Below are 17,087 nucleotides of genomic sequence, written 5' to 3'. Positions count from 1 at the left end.
ATTCATTGGCTTACTCTTGGTCGGTAGATCGCCCTTGATCATCGTTCCGGCCGGCGACGCTTGCAGGTCGGCCCTCAGGCCGACCGACTGGGAGCGCCGCACCCCAGTGCGGCCCGGCCTATCGGCAACATGCGACGCCACAGTTGTTTGAGAGATCGCGCCGCACTGGGGTGCGGCGCTCCCAGTGGCCGGGATCATGATCAAGGCCGGTAGATCACCTTTCAGGTGATTATGAACATAGCGATTTAGAAGACAATTTGTATTCATCTGTGTTCATCTGTGTTCATCTGTGGATTTCAGGTTCATGTCCGCTTGCCGCAACGAGGCCACCGCGCCTTGCGCGGTCGCGTCGCGGCTGAAGCCGCTCCCACAGGCGTCGCTGCGCGACGTTCGGGGGCAAGCCGCGACCGCTCAGCGGCCGGCCGCTTCCAGGGTCTCGATCAGGAGCAGGCACTCGGCGGCCATGGTGTAGTCAAGCCCCGGGGTCGCGGCGAGGGCGCGGTCGCGGCTGCCGGAGCAGATGGCCTGGAGGGACTGGATGAAGGGTCGGAGCGCTTCGGGCAGGGCCGGACGGGCGGCGAACTGCTGGAGCAGGGAGGCCGCGGCGGCCGGGTCACCGGCGAGCAGGGGCTGGGTCACGGCGAGTGCGAGCCGGCCGGGGCCGTCGTGGTTCTCCCCGCCGTCGCGGCGGTAGGCGAGGTAGGCGTCGATGGCCTTGCCCCTGGCCTCGGCGGCGGCGCCGGGGTCCCCGGCGTCCGTCTCCAGGTCGGCGAGGATGCCCCAGGTCGTCCAGTGCTCGGATGCGTGTCCGAATGGCGCCTTGCATTCGATCGCCCGGCGGACCTCCCGGCGCGCCTCGTCGAAACGGCGCAGCCCGCGCAGGGCCAAGGCGAGATTGTTCCTTGCCGCGCCCTCCTTGGCCGGATCGCCGATCTCGACATACTTGTCCGCCGCCTGACGGTAGAAGGCGACCGCCTCCTCGGGGCGGTCGAGGACATCGTTGTATAGGTTCCCCAACTGCCCCAGCGTGTCCGCCTGCCCGGCGACATCGCCGAGCCGCACCTCGATGGCGAGCGAATTTCGGTAGGCATCCTCCGCCGCCTCCGGCTCCCCCGCCTCCTGAGACGCCATGCCGGTCTGGTGCCAGGCAGTGGCAACGGTGCCCGGTTCGTCCAACTGCGTGAACCGCTCGCGCGCATCCGCATAGGCCGCCAGTGCCTCCGGGTACCGGCCCTGCTGCAGCCGGACGGTCCCAAGCTGGAGCTTTCCGATGGCGACATCCCGGTCGGCCCCGCGTTGTTCATCCCGGCAGATGCCCTCCTCATACGCGGTCGCCGCCTCGTCGAGCCGGCCCAGGCTAAGCAGACAGTCGCCGCGTTCGGTGATGCAGGCGGACGTCATGCCCTCGGCCGCCTTTTCGTCCCGGACCCGCGAGATAGACTCGAAGCCCTGCCGCGCCTCGGCCAGGAGCGGCAAGGCGGGTTCCGCTCCACCGGCGGTCTCCAATACCCGGGCGAGGAGGAAACAGGCCATTGCCAGATCGTAATCGGCGCCCGGATAGGCGCCGACACCCGCCGCCCGGGCGCGCTGGAGCAGGGTCTCTGCGCCCGCGAGCGCCTCGCGCAGGCGCCCGGCCGCCAGTTGCTGCTCGATGCGGGTGCGCTGCGCCTCGAAGCCGGCATGGGTCGAGCCATCGCCCAGGGCCAAGGCGGCGGCATCGCGCACCTGCCCGACGAGCCCGAGCAGGCGCGGCCGGCCGAGCCATCGCAGCAGGCTGTAGAGCGAGGTCGTGAGGTCAATGGTCGCCGCCGCATCCCCGGCCGCCCGCACCTGATCCAGCAGGGCGAACAGGTTCGGCAACTCCAGCCCGGTCAGGGTCGCCGCGACCTCGGTGTTCTGGTGCTGCTGCTGCTCGAGGAACCCGACATACTGGCCCATGGCCCGGCCCCAACCGGCGGTCAGTGACTCAAGTCTGGCCGGGTCCAGCCGCCGTCTCAGGTAGGGGCAGAGCGCGGGATTGAGCGTCAGATGGTTGTAGGGGTCGGCCGTCGCGAGCCCGGTCCCGATTAGCTCGTCCCCCAGCGCGGCGCACTCCGCCTCCTCCCAGCCCATCATCAGGCGCAGCACGACCAGTTGAACCCCGCCATGAAAGACCCCCAACACCAGCGCCCGCTCCCGATTGGCCGCCGACATCCGCCGCAGGGACAGTTCGACCCCGGCGAAGACCGACTGCTCGCGCTCCCCGGAGAAGCGGCGCTCCATCTCCACCATCAGCTCGACCAGTGAGCGATGGGTCGCCTCGACACCCCGGTCGCGCAGCGCGGGGGCGAGCAGGGCCAGGGTGCGGGCGTGGCCGTGGACGGACTCGACCAACTGTTCGATCGCGGTGCGTGCGGCCTCCGCGGCGGCGCCCGCCCCGCCGGTCTCGCGCCCGAGCGCCTTTTCCACCAACCGGACGGCATCCTCGCGGTCGAGCCGGTGCAGCTCGCGCCGGTGGTCCGCGGCGGCGAAGGGCGCGGGCAGTGACTCGCGGCTGGTGAAGACGAGCCGGGTCTCGCCCTGGGCCGCGAGCCGGGCGCAGAGGGCCAGGATGGCGGTGAGGTCCAGGCGCGCCTCCTCGGTCAGGGCGGGCGGGGTGTCCCGGGCGATGAAGGGCGGCAGCAGGACGCTCTCCATGTTGTCGATCACGAGCAGGGTGGAGCGCTCGACCAGAGCCCGCTCGACCGGCAGGATCGCAAGCTCCAGGTCCTTGAAGGCCGCGACCGAATAGTCCGCCCCGACGAGCTGCCGACCGATGGCATCGAGCACGGCGCCCACCCGCCCGTGGCGCTCGACCGATACGAAGGCGGCGCGCTCGACCCGCCGGGTGCGCACCAGCCACAGCGCCAGTTCGGCGGCGAGCACGGTCTTGCCCTCCCCGCCCTGACCGCGGATCACCGCCCAGCGTCCCCGGCTCAACAACCGCTCCAGCGCCAGCAGGTCCCGACTGCGCCCGATAAACCCCGTCTCCGGCGGCGCGGGGACCGCACCGAGCCGGCCGCGGAGCGCGAGCTTGAGATCCGCCCGGACCCGCGCCGCCGCAGCGGTGAACAGCCGCGGGTCGGCCTTCTCCTGAAAGAGCACCGGGACGAACCAGTCCTCCAGCCGCAGGTCCCCGGCGCCCAGGAGGGTGCCGCGGAAGTCGTCGTCCTTGAGCGCGCACTGGCCGGCGAGCATGGCGTCGCCGACCCGCCGGCCGGCGGCCAGGGCGGCATAGAAGGCGAGGACGAAGCGCCGCGCGGTCTCGACCAGGACCGAGTGGCTCATGGCGACCACCGAGGCGACCCCGACCTTGAGCAGTTCGGAGGCGACCGATTCGGAGGCACGCTGGGCCTCGGCGCTCTGGCAGGCCTCCAGGAAGACGAGCGGGATGCGGTGGTCGCGCAGCAGCGGCCCAAGCGCGTCGGTGTAGACGGTGCTGTGGCGGCGCCGCTCCAACTGGGCGCCGTCGCGCGGGTCCTCGAAGCAGAGTCCGCCGAGTCCGACCTGGCGGTCGTAGGTGCCGTGGCCGTCGAAGTGGACCACATGGAAAGGGGCGCGCGCATCCTGCGCGCGATTCAAAGCCGCGCGCAGGGCCGGCAAGGTCGCCGGCTCGAGGATCTGGAGATCGACCAACCCGCCCAGGTCCTCCATCGCATCCACCAGCGGCAAGGCGCTGACACGGTGGTCGATGTACCCGCAGGCCTCGTCCTCCGGACGTGCGCTGACCAGCAAAATGCGGATCGGGGTGGCGACCGCCGGCACCTCCAGCACCCGGGTGTTGGGCAGCCGGCGGCGCACGCGGGTGGGGCGGGCGCCCTGGAACAGGTAGGCGTCGGCGTCGTGCAGCAGTTCCCAGGGGAGCGCCAGCAGGGCGGTGGCGGCCTCGCGCGCGGTCTGGACCTCGGGCTGCGGGGCCCCGGACTCCAGGGTCGTATCGACCAGGACCGAGAAGCGCCGCCCGGCCTGGGGGGCGATGCCGGACCAGGCGGCCAGGACGTTGGCGGTCTCCAGGGGCGGCAGGGCGACCTGGTAAAGGAGTCGGCCCCAATCGGCCAGCGCCTGCCGGACCCGGAGCGCGCGTGCCTCGAAGATGGGGCTCGGCCAGATGGCGTATTTCTCCAGATACCAGCGCAGTTCCTCGGCCTCGATCGGGCCCAGGGGGGCGATCAGGCGCCAGGTCTGCGCACCCTGGACCGCGCGTTGGCCGGCCGTGGCCGGCTCATAGACCAGCCGGGCGCAGGCCGTCGGCCTCGTGGAAGCGCAGGTCGGTCAGTTCCAGGACCAGTTCCTCCAGTGGCTCGTCCGGCGGCGCCGCCGTCGCGGGCCGGTCGGCCGGCAGGCGTCGGCCGAGCGCGACCAGGATAGCGTCGAGCGCCGCCTCGACCCCGCCGGGTGCGCCGCTGAGCGCGCAGTAGAGCGGCGTCGCGCCGAGCAGGTCCTTCAATGCGAGCAGTCGGGTGCCGTCCAGTGAGAGCGGGATGATCGGGTAGTCCACCCCGCCCGCCCGGCCCTTGCCCGTGCGGCCGGTCAGGCGCAGCAGCAGGCGGCCGAGCCGGCCCGCGCCGCCCGAGCGGGCGCGGCGGTTGCGGACCTCGATGGCATGTCGCAGCTCCCGGTGCACCCATTCCGACTGCAACGCGGCCGGGCTGATGAGGATCGCATAGGCGTCCGCATCCTCGATCGCCTGCCTGATCACCGGCCACAGCAGGTCCCCGCCGCGCAGTTCGCGCGAATCGATCCAGACCCCCTACCCCAGGTCCTGGAGGCGTTGCTGGAGGGTCCGCACCAGGGCGTCGTCGGCGGAGGCGTGGGAGAGGAAGACCCGGTTCTCGGTGGCGGTCATGGCGGCGGTCGGCTCCTGGGCTGCGGTCCTTGGGCGATGGTTCGGGCGGCACGGGGTCTCGGGCGGGACGGGGCGAATGCCCCGTCCGGCCCGGGAGCGCCGCACCCCAGTGCGGCCCGGCCTATCCGCAGCACGCAACGTCGCGGTCGCCCGCGAGGCCGCGCCGCACTGGGGTGCGGCGCTCCCAGCGTTCGACCCGCCTGCGCGCGTGCTCTCGGGCAGCACGGGGTTTGAAACCCCGTCCCGAACCTTTGGGCACTCGGGGTAAACGCCGGGATCGCGGGTACCCGCAGGACCGAAAAGTCGGCGAAGGTCCGCGCAGCGGACCCTACCGGCGGACACGGCGCCCGCTTGCGGATGCGGCGGCGAGCGGGCGATGGGGCGATAATCTGCCCTCCCGCTCATCCCCGTGCCCCAACCCCCGGAGTGCCCCCACCATGCGGACCTTCGCCTGCCAAGCCTGCGGCCAGGCCGTCTATTTCGAGAACTGGTGCTGCAATCAATGCGGCGCGACCCTGGGCTTCGTGCCGGATGCCTTGCTTCTCACGGCGTTGGAGGAGGACGCGGACGGCTTCTGGACGCCGCTGCCCGCGAGTTCCGCACTGAAACGCCCGGGGCTGCTGGCGCGGTTCCTGTCCCGCCGGCCGGAGCCGCCGACAACGGCAATCGCGGGCCGGCGCTACCGCAAGTGCGGCAACTATGAGCAGCACAATGTCTGCAACTGGATGGTGTCGGCGGAATCGGGCGCGGACCTGTGCCCCGCCTGTCGGCCCAACCGCACCATCCCGAATCTGGGCCGCCCGGGCAATCCGCAGAAGTGGTATCGCGTCGAACGCGGCAAGCGCCGGCTGTTCTATGGGCTGCTGCGGCTCGGGCTGCCGGTGCTCAGTCGGGATGAGGACCCCGAACACGGCCTGGCCTTCGACTTCCTCTCCGCCCAGGATGCCCCGCCCGATCAGCCGGTTCTGACCGGTCACGCCGATGGGCTCATCACGCTCAACCTCGCGGAGGCGGACTCGGTGAAGCGCGAGCGCATCCGGGTGGACCTGGACGAGACCTACCGCACCCTGGTCGGGCACTTTCGCCACGAGATCGGTCACTACTATTGGGACCTGCTGATCCGCGACGGCGGGCGCCTCGCGGACTTCCGCGCACTCTTCGGCGATGAGCGGGAGGACTACGGCGAGGCCCTGGAGGCCCATTACCGCGATGGCCCGCCGACGGACTGGCAGGACCGCTATATCACGACCTACGCGAGCAGCCACCCCTGGGAAAACTGGGCCGAGACCTGGGCGCACTATCTGCACATCGTCGACACCCTGGAGACCGCCGCCCATTTCGGCATCGAGGTGGAGTGGCGGCTGCCCGACGGCAGTTGTCGCAGCGCCGACCCCGAGTTCGACCCCTACACCATCGCCGACTTCGCGCCCATCATCGAGAACTGGCTGCCGCTGACCTTCGCGGTCAACAGCCTCAACCGCAGCATGGGCCAGCAGGACCTCTATCCCTTCGTCCTGCCCCAGGCGGCGATCGATCGGCTTGCCTATATCCACCGGGTGGTGCGGGAGGGGCGCGATCAGCACTGATGTGGCGACCGACGAGATCCCGGGTACGCTGTCGTTGTCGTTGTCGTTGTCGTTGTCGTTGTCGCAGCGCCCGAATTGCTCCGAAACAGGACAGTCGCAGGGGCTCGACTGTTCGCGTTCGGAACACCGTTGCGCCGCACGCGGCACGCCTGCCGGGCACAGTGAAGCGGCCCGGTCCGCGCGGCCCGATCCGCGGCCCCGTCCGCGCTGGTTCCAGGCGCCGCGCGGGCCGCGACCGCGCTCCTGGCACAGGCCGTGCTTGCGCCGATCTACAGGGTGTCCAGCCGCCCGCCCCGCACCCGGCCCCATCCGCACCAAACCAAGAAGCCCGAGGAGTGAACCCATGATCTACGCCAATCCCGGCCAACCCGGCTCCAAGATCACCTTCAAGAAGCGCTACGACAACTTTATCGGCGGGCGCTGGACGCCCCCGGCCAAGGGCGCCTATTTCGAGAATGTCTCCCCGGTCAACGGCAAGGGCTTCTGCGAGGTGGCACGCTCCAGTGCCGAGGACATCGAGGCCGCACTCGACGCCGCCCACGCCGCCCGCGAGGGCTGGGGCAAGACCCCGGCCGCAGAGCGCGCCAACATCCTGGTCAAGATCGCCCAGCGCATGGAGGACAACCTGGAGCTGCTGGCCGTGGCCGAGACCTGGGACAACGGCAAGCCGGTGCGCGAGACCCTGGCCGCGGACCTGCCGCTGGCCATCGACCACTTCCGCTATTTCGCCGGCTGCATCCGCGCCCAGGAAGGTTCGCTGTCGGAGATCGACGAGACCACCGTCGCCTACCACTTCCATGAGCCGCTGGGCGTGGTCGGCCAGATCATCCCCTGGAACTTCCCGCTCCTGATGGCGACTTGGAAGCTCGCCCCGGTGATCGCCGCCGGCAACTGCGTGGTGCTCAAGCCCGCCGAACAGACCCCGGTCGGTATCCTGGTGTGGGCCGAGTTGATCGGGGATCTCCTGCCCCCCGGGGTCCTCAATATCGTCAACGGCTTTGGCCTGGAGGCCGGCAAGCCGCTGGCGTCGAGCCCGCGCATTGCCAAGATCGCCTTCACCGGTGAGACCACCACCGGCCGGCTGATCATGCAGTACGCGGCACAGAACCTGATCCCGGTCACGCTCGAACTGGGCGGCAAGTCGCCCAACATCTTCTTCGACGATGTCTGTGCCGCCGACGACGACTTCTTCGACAAGGCGGTCGAGGGCTTCGTCATGTTCGCGCTCAACCAGGGCGAGGTCTGTACCTGCCCCAGCCGCGCCCTGATCCAGGAGTCGATCTACGACCGTTTCATGGCCAAGGCCCTGGCCCGGGTCAAGGCGATCAAGCAGGGGAACCCGCTCGACACCGACACCATGCTCGGCGCCCAGGCATCCAGCGAACAGCGCGAGAAGATCCTGAGCTACTTCGAGATCGGTCGCCAGGAAGGGGCCGAGGTCCTGACCGGCGGGGCCGCGGCCAACCTGGGCGGTGATCTGGAGGGCGGCTATTACATCCAGCCGACCGTGTTCCTGGGCAACAACCGGATGCGCATCTTCCAGGAGGAGATCTTCGGCCCCGTGGTCTCGGTCACCACCTTCAAGGACGAGGCCGAGGCCCTGCACCTCGCCAACGACACCCTCTACGGCCTGGGCTCCGGGGTCTGGAGCCGCGATGCCGGGCGCTGCTTCCGCATGGGCCGCGGCATCCACGCCGGCCGCGTCTGGACCAACTGCTACCACGCCTACCCGGCCCACGCCGCCTTCGGCGGCTACAAGCAGTCCGGCATCGGGCGCGAGACCCACCGCATGATGCTCGACCACTACCAGCAGACCAAGAACCTGCTCGTGAGCTACAGCCCCAAGGCACTGGGCTTCTTCTAGCCCGGCCCCGCATGGCGAACCCTACAGCAGCCGCGAGCCCGTAGGGTCCGCTGTGCGGACCAACACCGTCGCGCCAGGGGCGACGCCGACCACAACCCGTGCCCGCAGATGGGAAGATGGGTTTCGCTGCGCTCTACCCATCCTACGCGGGCCCTGGCCCAGTCGCTCCGCACCGCGCGTGCCGACGGCATCATCATCCGCCCGAGGTCCAGACCATGAGCGATCCCACCCCAGTCCCCAGAGTCATCGCCACCGAGTCGGCCGCCCGCCTGATCGCGGAACTCCAGGCCGAGCACGGCCCGCTGCTCTTCCACCAATCCGGCGGCTGCTGCGACGGCTCCTCCCCCATGTGCTTCGCCCAAGGCGATTTCCTGGTCGGCGACCAGGATGTCCTGCTGGGCGAGATCGCCGGCGCGCCCTTCTATATCGGCCGGCCCCAATTCGCCGTCTGGCGCCATACCCAGCTCATCATCGATGTCGTCCCCGGCCGCGGCGGCATGTTCTCGCTGGAGAACGGGCGGGCAGTCCGCTTTCACACCCGCTCGCGCCTATTCAACGATGCGGAGTCCGCCCAACTCGCGGCGGCCGAGCCGCAGTCGGGAGCGCAAGACCCGGGTTGGACGGTCCTTCCCACGCGATCCTGATGGCGCGGCTGTCGTGACGCAGGTCAGCTCGAACCGACCGATATGCCCAAGACCAGCAACGCGAGCATCCGGTCGCGCGCAGCACCTGCGCCCCGACGCGGCGCGGACAGCGGCGGCTGGCCGAAGAACGCTTCCGTCAAACCAATCCCGCCGTCCTGCAAGGACTGCCCGGCGTGTGAGCGGAAGCCGGCGGGGCCAAAGGACGGTTCACGGGCCGAGCCGCCCGGCGCGCGACCGGCCCCATGGACCGGATCGGGCTGCTGGCGACCCTAAACAGACCTTGAGCGTGAGGCGCCCAGAGGCAGCAGGGCACCGGCAAGCAGTCATACACACCGACAGCGCGGGCGATTCGGAAACCTTGATCATCGCCGAAACTATCTCTTGTCACCTGCAACTCTGCGCCCCAAAATCAGCGGTGCCAGCACTCGGCAAGCGTTCCCTCCCTAGGCAGGTTCCCCGGCACTCATGATCCGTTCCCTTGAGTTTGATGGCTACAGAGGCTTTCCCTGCCGTCGCCAATACGATCGCAGCCAGCCATTTCAGCGGCTGGACCTCGCGCCGCTAACCCTCCTGATTGGGCGGAACAACGCGGGCAAGACCAGCGTCGCCACCTTGCTTTACCAGGTGCTGGGCGGTTTGGCCGGCATCAGTAAAGAGGCGCTGCCCCTGACGGTAGGAGGCAGTCCTGTGGCCGAGTGTTTTCAGGACTTGCTACCCGCGCGGGATTTAAGTGCGTTCCTGGAACTTGCAGTGTCCATTGCGACCAAGAGTGGTCTGCACCGGCTGGAAACGATCCTATACCTTCGTAGTTTGCTGGACGACGACCCGCGCCCCCGGGCCCGTCACGTTGGATGGGACGGGGCGGATTACCCCGCTCCCGACGGCCCCCTTGAGTGTTTTCCGATCCCTGAAGTTCCCGAGCAAACCGCAGTGCGCGATGAGGCCAGGCAGATATTGCAGGCCAGTGTGTGGCTCGGTCCCTTGCGTGAACGGGTGCCTGAAATTCCGTCTCGGCATGGGCACAATCCCCAGACCCCCACGATAGGACCGTCGGGTCAGGGCGTGACAGAACTCCTGGCCGAGGATGAAACGGTCTTCGGTGAGGTCTCGACTTGGCTTGCCGCGAACGCCGGCCTATCCCTGCGTTGGGAGAAGAACCTCGACCTCTGGCGCTTGCAGACGACGCGCGGCGTTGCCCGCAGCGTTCCGATCACCCAAGTGGGTACCGGCGTGCATCAGTTGCTCCCGGTGTTGACGCTCGCCAAGTGGCGGAATCGGAATGCCAACCCAAGGCCGTTTATCGATGTTGTCCAGCAGCCGGAGTTGCATCTGCATGATGCACTGCATTCGATGCTCGGCGACCTCTTTCTGGACGTCGCCCGTACCGGTGTCGGAATCACTGTCGTGGAAACCCATGCCGAGGGCTTACTGTTGCGGGTGCGTCGGCGTATTGCCGAGAGCGAGGGCGAGATACCGCCGGAGCTGGTGGCGCTCTACTACATTGATGACGCACCGGACGGCAGCACGCTCCGTCGTATCCGCATCCTTGAGACGGGCGAGGTCGATTACTGGCCGCCAGGCGTCTTCTTGGAGTCTTATGAAGAGGTCAAGGCCCTGCGGCGCGCTCAACGGCTCAAGGGGCATTGATGCGATTTACGATTGAAATGCCGAAGGGAGAGGATACGGTTGCGGTCTGGAACGACCTGGTGGCGCTGCCATTCCTGGATCGGCTGATCTTCCGCGCGGACGAGGCCGCACACACCGTCGTGCTGCGGGACGCGGATCTGCTCGATAACAGTGAGTGGTTCCAACATGCTCGGCAGACCACGCAAGACCTCCTCTTGGAACTCCGCGAATTAGCCCGTGCCTCCGCATGGAACTCTGAGCGTGCAACCACAACGACTTGCCATGTCTCAACGGCTGCCGAGGCCGAACGGGCGTTGCGCATCGCCAACTCGCCGCTCAAGGTGCTTGTGGAGAATAGCCTCCGGGATGGGGCGCTGCTTGAAGTGGCGGCGCGCCTCCTCGCAGATGAGCCGGTTCGACAGTTGTGGATCAATCCCCCTGTGCCTCCGGCCATTGATGTGATCCACTCTGGGGGTGCGGGAGATATGCCGAAGCACATGGAGCAAGAAGCGGCGAGAACGCGAGGCGCTGACATCCCGTTGAGATTGATTGCCGTCGTGGACTCGGACAGGTCCGGCCCCGGAGCGTTACCCTCTCAGAAAGCCACTGCGGTTGAGCAGAAAGCATCTCAGCTTAAGGTAATAGCATTCATACTCGCAAAGCGTGAGGCGGAAAACTATATCCCCAATTTTCACTGGCAAACGGAGAGGGAGCGGGACCCTCGTAATCCGCGTTGGAGTAACGACATGACTAATCTCCTATCCATGGATCACGATCAACGCGACTATTGTGACATGGACACATTAGGCTGCAAGCAAGTCCCTGCGCAGTACGAACGCAAACGCCCCTACCATCTGGAAGTGCTGTTGGGGAGCGTCCGACAAGAGCAGGATCAAGCAGTGCTCAGCGCGATGGCCGCCGACTTGCGCGCTCGTGACTACTCGGGTGATCTGAGCGCCATTCTCGAACTGATCGACCGGGAGCGCTAACGTCATGACTCAACTGAGCACGGATGACGGTCCGGAAATCAATCCGAGCGTTGTCTTCCTGTTCGACCTCCTGAAATGGGTGAGGCAAGGGCGCATCCGGGTGCCGGCCTTCCAGCGTTCTTACGTATGGACGCGAGCGAACATGCTGGACCTGTTCGATTCAGTGCGCTGGCGCTATCCGATTGGCACACTTCTGTTTTGGAAGTCTTCCAAGGAGACCGCGAGACCGCTCTTCCGCTTCGGGCCCTTCGACCTTTCGCAGACCCGACCGCTGGAAACGCTGTTGCTGTTGGACGGCCAGCAACGGCTCACGACTCTGGCGGGCGTGCTACTGCGGGACTCCGGACTTCCCAGCTGGTCCGGTGACGATGAAGACGCCGAGCGCTGGAACGTCTATTTCGATGCCAGTGGCGGCCAGACGGACGAGAAGAGGCAGGAGGATAAGAGTCGTGAGGGGGTGTTCATGCACCTCGCCTCCGGTGCTACGGCCCAGCCATGGCAGGTTCCGCTCCATCAGTTGAGCGATACCAATAAGCTTTTTGAGACCATTGCCCCGATTTTCAACGCTGCACCGGAAACCCTCGCGGCGGCCGGAGTCGGCAAAGAGGTCTTGGTCAACCGGCTTCAGGGAGTGGCGAGGGCCTTGCAATCCTACAAGATTCCCATCGTGGAGTTTATGACCGACGACCTGAACCTGGCGGTGGAGAGCTTCACCCGCTTGAATCGAAAAGGGGTCGCTATCGGCGCCGACGAGATGTTCTCGGCCCTCACCTATCAGGCTGGGGCTCAGAGAGGGTTCCGTATCGCAAGCGAGATCGACAGTACCCTGGCCGAGATCAAGCAGACCGGGTTCGGTAAGGTCAACCGCGTCCTGGTCCTGCGGGCCTTCCTGGTTGCCGCGGACCTTGACCCGTATCGCACTGACTGGAGCAAGCTCGGGGACGAGACGCAGAAAAGCGTGGCCAACAAGCTGCCGGAGGCCATGCGCCGGGCGCGGGAAGGGCTGCTGCGCGGGATCGAGCTGCTGCGAGAGGAGCACATCCATAACGCCCGTATGCTGCCCTATGGGTTGCAATTGGTGGGTCTGAGCGCCTGGCTCGGGGAGGACCCGAGTCCGACCGTTGAGGCCAAGCGCCTGCTCCGGCGCTGGCTCTGGCTCACTGGATTCGCAAGCTGGTTCGGTCAGGGCAATCCATCCCGCTATGCCGCCGTCCTCGCAGAACTGCGTGACCGAGCCCGTATGGTTCGGGAGCAAGGGGCTCCGGTACCATCCGAACTACGATATCTCCCTTGGGATACCCGGGCGGAGCCCTTTCCGGAGCGCTATGACCTGCGTAGCGCCCGGGTACGGACTCTGCTATGTCTGCTGGCCCGTAGGGGTGTCTTCAATCCGGACGGCACGCGCAAAGACGCACGCGCCATCGCCGACGATTTCGCACGCAACGGCCCTGAGGCCATGCGCACCATCTGGGCCTCATCGCAATCGCTGTTGCGCTCCAGTCCTGCCAATCGAATGTTCGATGTCTTTGGACTAGAACGTGGTCAGGCACGCACCCTTTTTCGGCGGACTGAGTTGGTCCATCCGCAGGCGTTTCTCGAATCGCACTGGCTGCCTTATCCCTTGGACGATGCCCTCCAAAAATCCGATAGCATGGAACTGGTGCTGAAAAGGCGCCTGGAAGAGATGATCACGCTGGAGCGGCAGTTCATGTTCGAACTCGGGATTCAACTACCGGCGTCCGCCCAACCAGGGGCGAGCATCATCGACCAAGATGACGATGCCCCCCTGCCAATGCCGGATGCGGAGGACGTGTAAATCAGCGAATACTCGCTCTAGCGACCGGGTCGCCTCGAATCGCGGCGGTCTCTGGGTCACATATGTACGAGGGCCACATTTGATTGATTTCAGTTAGGCTCGTTGACGGCTTCCCGTACCATAACTGTCGCACGCTTGGTCCTACTCAGGGACCGCTTATGGCCGTGAGCCGTCGGTCAGCCATACACTTAGGACCATCCGTCGGTTCGCGTTACACAGCAGGCATCTGAAACCTGCGTTGACTCCGCCCCGCCCACGAGTCCGGGCAACCACGGGTGCCGCCGGGACTCAGAGGATCGCGCGCACCACGCCGCCGTCCACCCGCAGGGCCGCGCCGTTGGTCGCGGAGGCGCCCGCACCGCACAGATAGACGATCATGTTCGCGACCTCCTCGACCGTGGCGAAGCGCCGCAGCAGCGAGGAGGGCCGGGCGGTGTCGAAGAACTCCTTCTCCATCGCCGCCAAGCTGATCCCCCGCTGCTGCGCCATCTGCTCGACGAAGACCGCCACGCCCTCCGAGCGGGTCGGCCCCGGCAGCACGCTGTTGACCGTGACCCCAGTCCCGGCGGTGGTCTCCGCCAGGCCCCGCGCGACCGCCACCTGGGCGGCCTTGGTCATGCCGTAGTGGATCATCTCCGCCGGGATCTGCACCGCCGATTCGCTGGAGACGAAGTTGATCCGGCCCCAGTCGCGCCCGGAATCGCCAAACGAAGCGGATTTCACGCGCGAGATTGCCTTCGGTCTTGCTCAGTGTCGGCGCGGGTGTTAGGGTCAGGGCAACGTCTCACAGACAGACTCCCATCGGCAGGGCTAACCCCATGAAGGTCGATATCATCACTTAGCAAACGGGGCAGCGGCTACCTGGCACAGGTCAGCAATCTGCCGGAGATCCGCGCCAAGGAGGCGACCCGCGAGGCCGCGTTGCGCGGGGTCGAGCGGCGGCTGCGGGCCTATTTCGACCGGGTGGAACTGGTCCGCTTAGACCTCGGCGATAGCCGCTCACTGCTTGAGCACTTCGGCAGCTTTGCCGACGACCCGACCTTCGACGATTGGCAGGCGGAGATCGCCACCTACCGTCAGGAACGCAACCGTCCGCCCGAGTAGGCTGACCATGGCGCTGCGGGTTCTCGATACTGACCACCTCAGCCTGTTCCAGCGGGGTTCTCTCGCCCTCTTACCCCGCGTCCAGGCGGCACCAGCGATGCAGATTGCCAGCAGTCGGTAGTTCTCTAAACGGGTTTGGCGCCATTGTTCGATGAAGGCTTTGAGCATGCTTTATCCCGTGAATCGATCGCGGTCTCTCGGCACAGGAATCCGGCCGGCAAGCGGACGCCACGGTCAGTTGAGCGCGGTGGCCCTGAGACCGATCATTTCGGCGCGGGCGCCGGATTGTCCAGCCAATTCTCCACCCGCAACCCGGCGACCCGCGAGAATTCGTCCACATTGTCGGTGACGACGGTAAGCCCGCGGGTCAGGGCGTGCGCGGCGATCAGCAGGTCGTTGGGTCCGATGGGCGTCCCGGCCTGCTCCAACTGAAGGCGGGCCTTGGCATAGGCTCGATCGGCCCCGGCCTCCAGGGGCAGCGCCGGCATGGAAGCCAGCAGGGACTCAACCTTCTTGCTCAAGGTGTCGGAGCCGAGCTTCCGGGCGCCGAAGCGTAGTTCCGCGGCCACGATGATGCTGGTGCAGACCCTTGCGTAGCCGCGCCGGGCGAGCATTGCCGCGACCGAGCCCTGCGGCTGGCGGATCAGCGCGGAGAGGATGTTGGTGTCGAGCAGGTAGCGCAGCCCATCCATGGCTAGAGGCGGATGTCGTCCAGTGGCAACAAACCCTCGTCTACCGCGGGGAGGGACTCGTCGAGCGGTTTCCATCCGGCCAGCAGGGTGGCGAGGTCCGGACGGCGCTTCACCGGTTCGACCACCAAGCGCTCGCCGTCTTTGCTGACGATCGCCTCGTCTGCATCGAGTTCGAACTCCCGCGGGATACGCAGGGCTTGATTGCGCCCGTTGCGAAACAAGCGGACATGGCGTTCAGTCTGCATAGGTCATCGATCCGGAGCGGAAGGCATAGGCGCTAGCATAGGCGAAGCGATCGGACGACGCGAGGGGTCGGTGATCGCAGGTGCAGGAGACCAGCCGCGCTCTTGGGGCTCAACGCATGGCCGATGGTGTCAGTTGGGCAAGCCGACTGGCGTCCTCGACTCAGCGTCGGCGCGGCCTTTGTGATCAGAGAATCGCACGCACCACGCCGCCATCCACCCGCAGGGCCGTGCCGTTGGTCGCGGAGGCGCCCGTAGTGGATCATTTCCGCCGGGATCTGCACCGCCGATTCGCTGGAGACGAAGATGATGCGGCCCCAGTCGCGCCCGCGCATGCCCGGAAGGTAGTGCCGCGCCAGACGCACCCCGCTCATGACATTGGTCTCGAAGAAGCGCAGCCAGTCGGCGTCGCTGATCTCACCGATTTTCCACTCATCCGCCGTTGACAAGGCACGGCGCGGGCCTAGACTGCCCGATGACCCGCCCCGGCGGCGGGTCAGGCCCCTGCGCGTCTCAGTCATGTACACATCGAGAGCACCATGCACTATCTTTACACGTCATTGAAGGTCCTTGCGGTCCTCGCGCTCGCGGCACTCGCCGCGGGTTGCGCCGGCGATCTGAAGGAAAAAGAGAACCTGGCGGCGGCCGCCGGCTTCAAGGTCATCACCCCCACCAAGCCGGAGCAGGCGGCGCTCTTAAAGAGCCTGCCCGCCAACAAGGTCACCCAGGTCAAACAGGACGGTAAGGTCTATTATGTCCTGCCGGACCTGGCCAACAACCAGGCCTGGGTCGGCGGACCCAAGCAGTATCAGAGCTATCAGCAACTACGCCTGGCCAGGCAGATCAGCAACGACAACCTGGAGGCCGCGGCGATGAACCAACAGGCATCCATGAACTGGGGCGCCTGGGGCGGTTGGGGGGGTTGGGGTCCCGGGCCCGGCTGGTATTGAGCCCAGCCGCGAGGTCAGGCCGCGCCGCGACCCTGGTTCCCGCGTCGAGCGCGGTCTTCAGGTCCGCACAGCGGACCCTACGGTGACCCAGTCCCGTAGGGTCCGCTGCGCGGATCGGGCGTCGTTGTCGTTGTCGTTGTCGTAATCGTGGTCGGATTATTCGATTACGACAACGACAACGACAACGACAACGAAAGCGTACCCGGGATCTCGGTCACTACATCCGTTCTGATCGCACCCGCGCGGGCCGCCCCGCTCGCCGCTGCCCCAGACCATGAGCGCGCCCTAACGCCTATCGCCCAAATGAAAATCGCCATCGCCACCAAAGATTACACCCGGGTCGCCGGCCATGCCGGCCAGGCCCGCCACTGGCTTCTCTACGACAGTGAGGCGCAAGGGCCCCAGCCGGTGCGCGTCGAACTTCCCAAGGCCCAGGTCTTTCACCACTGGGAGGGCGAGGGCCCACACCCCCTGGACGGCATCTGCGCCATCGTCGCCGGCAGCGCCGGGGAAGGCTTTCGCCGCCGCATGGCCAAGCAGGGGGTGGAGTTGCTGCTGACCGGCGAGCCGGACGCCGACCGCGCGCTGCGCTCGGTGCTCAGCGGCGAGGTCCTGCCCGACCCCGGCTTCGATCCCGGCATGCTCCTGTGCCGCCTGCGCGACCTGTTCTCCAAGCATTAGCGCAGTACAATCGCCGCTTCCAACCAGTT

General features: G+C 67.0%; 16 protein-coding genes. 9 read left to right on the top strand and 7 right to left on the bottom strand.

Annotated elements, in window-relative coordinates:
* Positions 1–411: 411 nt before the first annotated feature.
* The 3 genes from THSYN_RS11475 to THSYN_RS35260 form a co-directional block, all read right to left on the bottom strand.
* Positions 412–3,846, bottom strand: a complete 3,435-nt coding sequence (locus THSYN_RS11475) for a tetratricopeptide repeat protein (RefSeq protein ID WP_236848938.1) — start codon at positions 3,844–3,846, stop codon at positions 412–414.
* A gap of 394 nt (positions 3,847–4,240) precedes the next feature.
* A complete protein-coding gene (locus THSYN_RS11470; RefSeq protein ID WP_236848869.1) occupies positions 4,241–4,717 on the bottom strand; it encodes a toll/interleukin-1 receptor domain-containing protein in 477 nt (158 codons plus the stop codon).
* Between the two features lie 51 nt (positions 4,718–4,768).
* The gene (locus THSYN_RS35260) at positions 4,769–4,864 is read right to left on the bottom strand and encodes a toll/interleukin-1 receptor domain-containing protein (protein WP_216644734.1); all 96 of its coding nucleotides are present in this window, start codon (positions 4,862–4,864) and stop codon (positions 4,769–4,771) included.
* 437 nt (positions 4,865–5,301) lie between these two features.
* On the opposite strand from THSYN_RS35260, the gene THSYN_RS11465 reads away from it, so the two are divergent.
* The 6 genes from THSYN_RS11465 to THSYN_RS11440 all read left to right on the top strand — a co-directional run bounded on the left by THSYN_RS11465 (position 5,302) and on the right by THSYN_RS11440 (position 13,389).
* A complete protein-coding gene (locus THSYN_RS11465; protein WP_100919262.1) occupies positions 5,302–6,450 on the top strand; it encodes a zinc-binding metallopeptidase family protein in 1,149 nt (382 codons plus the stop codon).
* 343 nt (positions 6,451–6,793) lie between these two features.
* Positions 6,794–8,314 (top strand): aldehyde dehydrogenase, encoded by a 1,521-nt coding sequence (gene adh, locus THSYN_RS11460; protein ID WP_100919261.1) that lies wholly within the window; start codon positions 6,794–6,796, stop codon positions 8,312–8,314.
* 215 nt (positions 8,315–8,529) lie between these two features.
* Positions 8,530–8,958, top strand: a complete 429-nt coding sequence (locus THSYN_RS11455; RefSeq protein ID WP_100919260.1) for a DUF779 domain-containing protein — start codon at positions 8,530–8,532, stop codon at positions 8,956–8,958.
* A gap of 465 nt (positions 8,959–9,423) precedes the next feature.
* Positions 9,424–10,605 carry an AAA family ATPase gene (locus tag THSYN_RS11450; RefSeq protein ID WP_100919259.1) on the top strand — a complete coding sequence of 394 codons (1,182 nt, stop codon included), beginning with the start codon at positions 9,424–9,426 and terminating at the stop codon, positions 10,603–10,605.
* Positions 10,605–11,573, top strand: coding sequence for a hypothetical protein (locus THSYN_RS11445; protein WP_100919258.1), 969 nt, complete (start codon positions 10,605–10,607; stop codon positions 11,571–11,573). Before THSYN_RS11450 ends, THSYN_RS11445 begins: the two co-directional genes overlap by 1 nt.
* 4 nt (positions 11,574–11,577) lie before the next feature.
* Entirely contained in the window at positions 11,578–13,389 is a 1,812-nt protein-coding gene (locus THSYN_RS11440) for a DUF262 domain-containing protein (protein WP_100919257.1), read from the top strand.
* A gap of 288 nt (positions 13,390–13,677) precedes the next feature.
* On the opposite strand, the gene THSYN_RS11435 is transcribed toward THSYN_RS11440, so the two are convergent.
* Complete coding sequence (locus THSYN_RS11435) at positions 13,678–14,112, bottom strand: SDR family oxidoreductase (protein WP_236848868.1); 435 nt, start codon at positions 14,110–14,112, stop codon at positions 13,678–13,680.
* 198 nt (positions 14,113–14,310) lie between these two features.
* Here THSYN_RS11435 and THSYN_RS35855 point away from each other — a divergent pair, with 198 nt between their 5' ends.
* On the top strand, positions 14,311–14,493 hold the full coding sequence (locus tag THSYN_RS35855) for a hypothetical protein (protein ID WP_236848867.1): 183 nt from the start codon (positions 14,311–14,313) through the stop codon (positions 14,491–14,493).
* 263 nt (positions 14,494–14,756) lie between these two features.
* Here the strand turns inward: THSYN_RS35855 and THSYN_RS11425 are convergent, their stop codons facing one another.
* Genes THSYN_RS11425 through THSYN_RS35850 form a run of 3 tightly spaced genes read right to left on the bottom strand, consistent with a single transcriptional unit; the run spans position 14,757 to position 15,948 of the window.
* Positions 14,757–15,185: a type II toxin-antitoxin system VapC family toxin gene (locus THSYN_RS11425; RefSeq protein WP_100919256.1), complete on the bottom strand. Its 429-nt coding sequence runs from the start codon at positions 15,183–15,185 to the stop codon at positions 14,757–14,759.
* Between the two features lie 2 nt (positions 15,186–15,187).
* The gene (locus THSYN_RS11420; RefSeq protein ID WP_100919255.1) at positions 15,188–15,430 is read right to left on the bottom strand and encodes an antitoxin; all 243 of its coding nucleotides are present in this window, start codon (positions 15,428–15,430) and stop codon (positions 15,188–15,190) included.
* Between the two features lie 32 nt (positions 15,431–15,462).
* Positions 15,463–15,948 carry an SDR family oxidoreductase gene (locus tag THSYN_RS35850; protein WP_236848866.1) on the bottom strand — a complete coding sequence of 162 codons (486 nt, stop codon included), beginning with the start codon at positions 15,946–15,948 and terminating at the stop codon, positions 15,463–15,465.
* An 18-nt stretch (positions 15,949–15,966) separates the two neighbouring features.
* Here THSYN_RS35850 and THSYN_RS11410 point away from each other — a divergent pair, with 18 nt between their 5' ends.
* Complete coding sequence (locus THSYN_RS11410) at positions 15,967–16,377, top strand: hypothetical protein (RefSeq protein WP_100919254.1); 411 nt, start codon at positions 15,967–15,969, stop codon at positions 16,375–16,377.
* Between the two features lie 147 nt (positions 16,378–16,524).
* On the top strand, positions 16,525–17,058 hold the full coding sequence (locus THSYN_RS11405) for a NifB/NifX family molybdenum-iron cluster-binding protein (protein WP_236848865.1): 534 nt from the start codon (positions 16,525–16,527) through the stop codon (positions 17,056–17,058).
* Positions 17,059–17,087: the final 29 nt, after the last annotated feature.

Origin of the sequence: Candidatus Thiodictyon syntrophicum, from assembly GCF_002813775.1 — a bacterium.
GTDB classification, from domain to species: Bacteria; Pseudomonadota; Gammaproteobacteria; order Chromatiales; family Chromatiaceae; genus Thiodictyon; species Thiodictyon syntrophicum.
Note: the sequence above shows the minus strand (reverse complement) of the source record. Positions and strands in the feature narration are given on the sequence as shown.

Bases quoted from the DNA above. Each gene is read 5' to 3' on its own strand.
- THSYN_RS35260 (WP_216644734.1), bottom strand. From the start codon at position 4,864: ATGACCGCCACCGAGAACCGGGTCTTCCTCTCCCACGCCTCCGCCGAC.
- THSYN_RS11465 (WP_100919262.1), top strand. From the start codon at position 5,302: ATGCGGACCTTCGCCTGCCAAGCCTGCGGCCAGGCCGTCTATTTCGAG.
- adh (WP_100919261.1), top strand. From the start codon at position 6,794: ATGATCTACGCCAATCCCGGCCAACCCGGCTCCAAGATCACCTTCAAG.
- THSYN_RS11455 (WP_100919260.1), top strand. From the start codon at position 8,530: ATGAGCGATCCCACCCCAGTCCCCAGAGTCATCGCCACCGAGTCGGCC.
- THSYN_RS11450 (WP_100919259.1), top strand. From the start codon at position 9,424: ATGATCCGTTCCCTTGAGTTTGATGGCTACAGAGGCTTTCCCTGCCGT.
- THSYN_RS11445 (WP_100919258.1), top strand. From the start codon at position 10,605: ATGCGATTTACGATTGAAATGCCGAAGGGAGAGGATACGGTTGCGGTC.
- THSYN_RS11440 (WP_100919257.1), top strand. From the start codon at position 11,578: ATGACTCAACTGAGCACGGATGACGGTCCGGAAATCAATCCGAGCGTT.
- THSYN_RS11425 (WP_100919256.1), bottom strand. From the start codon at position 15,185: ATGGATGGGCTGCGCTACCTGCTCGACACCAACATCCTCTCCGCGCTG.
- THSYN_RS11420 (WP_100919255.1), bottom strand. From the start codon at position 15,430: ATGCAGACTGAACGCCATGTCCGCTTGTTTCGCAACGGGCGCAATCAA.
- THSYN_RS35850 (WP_236848866.1), bottom strand. From the start codon at position 15,948: ATGACTGAGACGCGCAGGGGCCTGACCCGCCGCCGGGGCGGGTCATCG.
- THSYN_RS11410 (WP_100919254.1), top strand. From the start codon at position 15,967: ATGCACTATCTTTACACGTCATTGAAGGTCCTTGCGGTCCTCGCGCTC.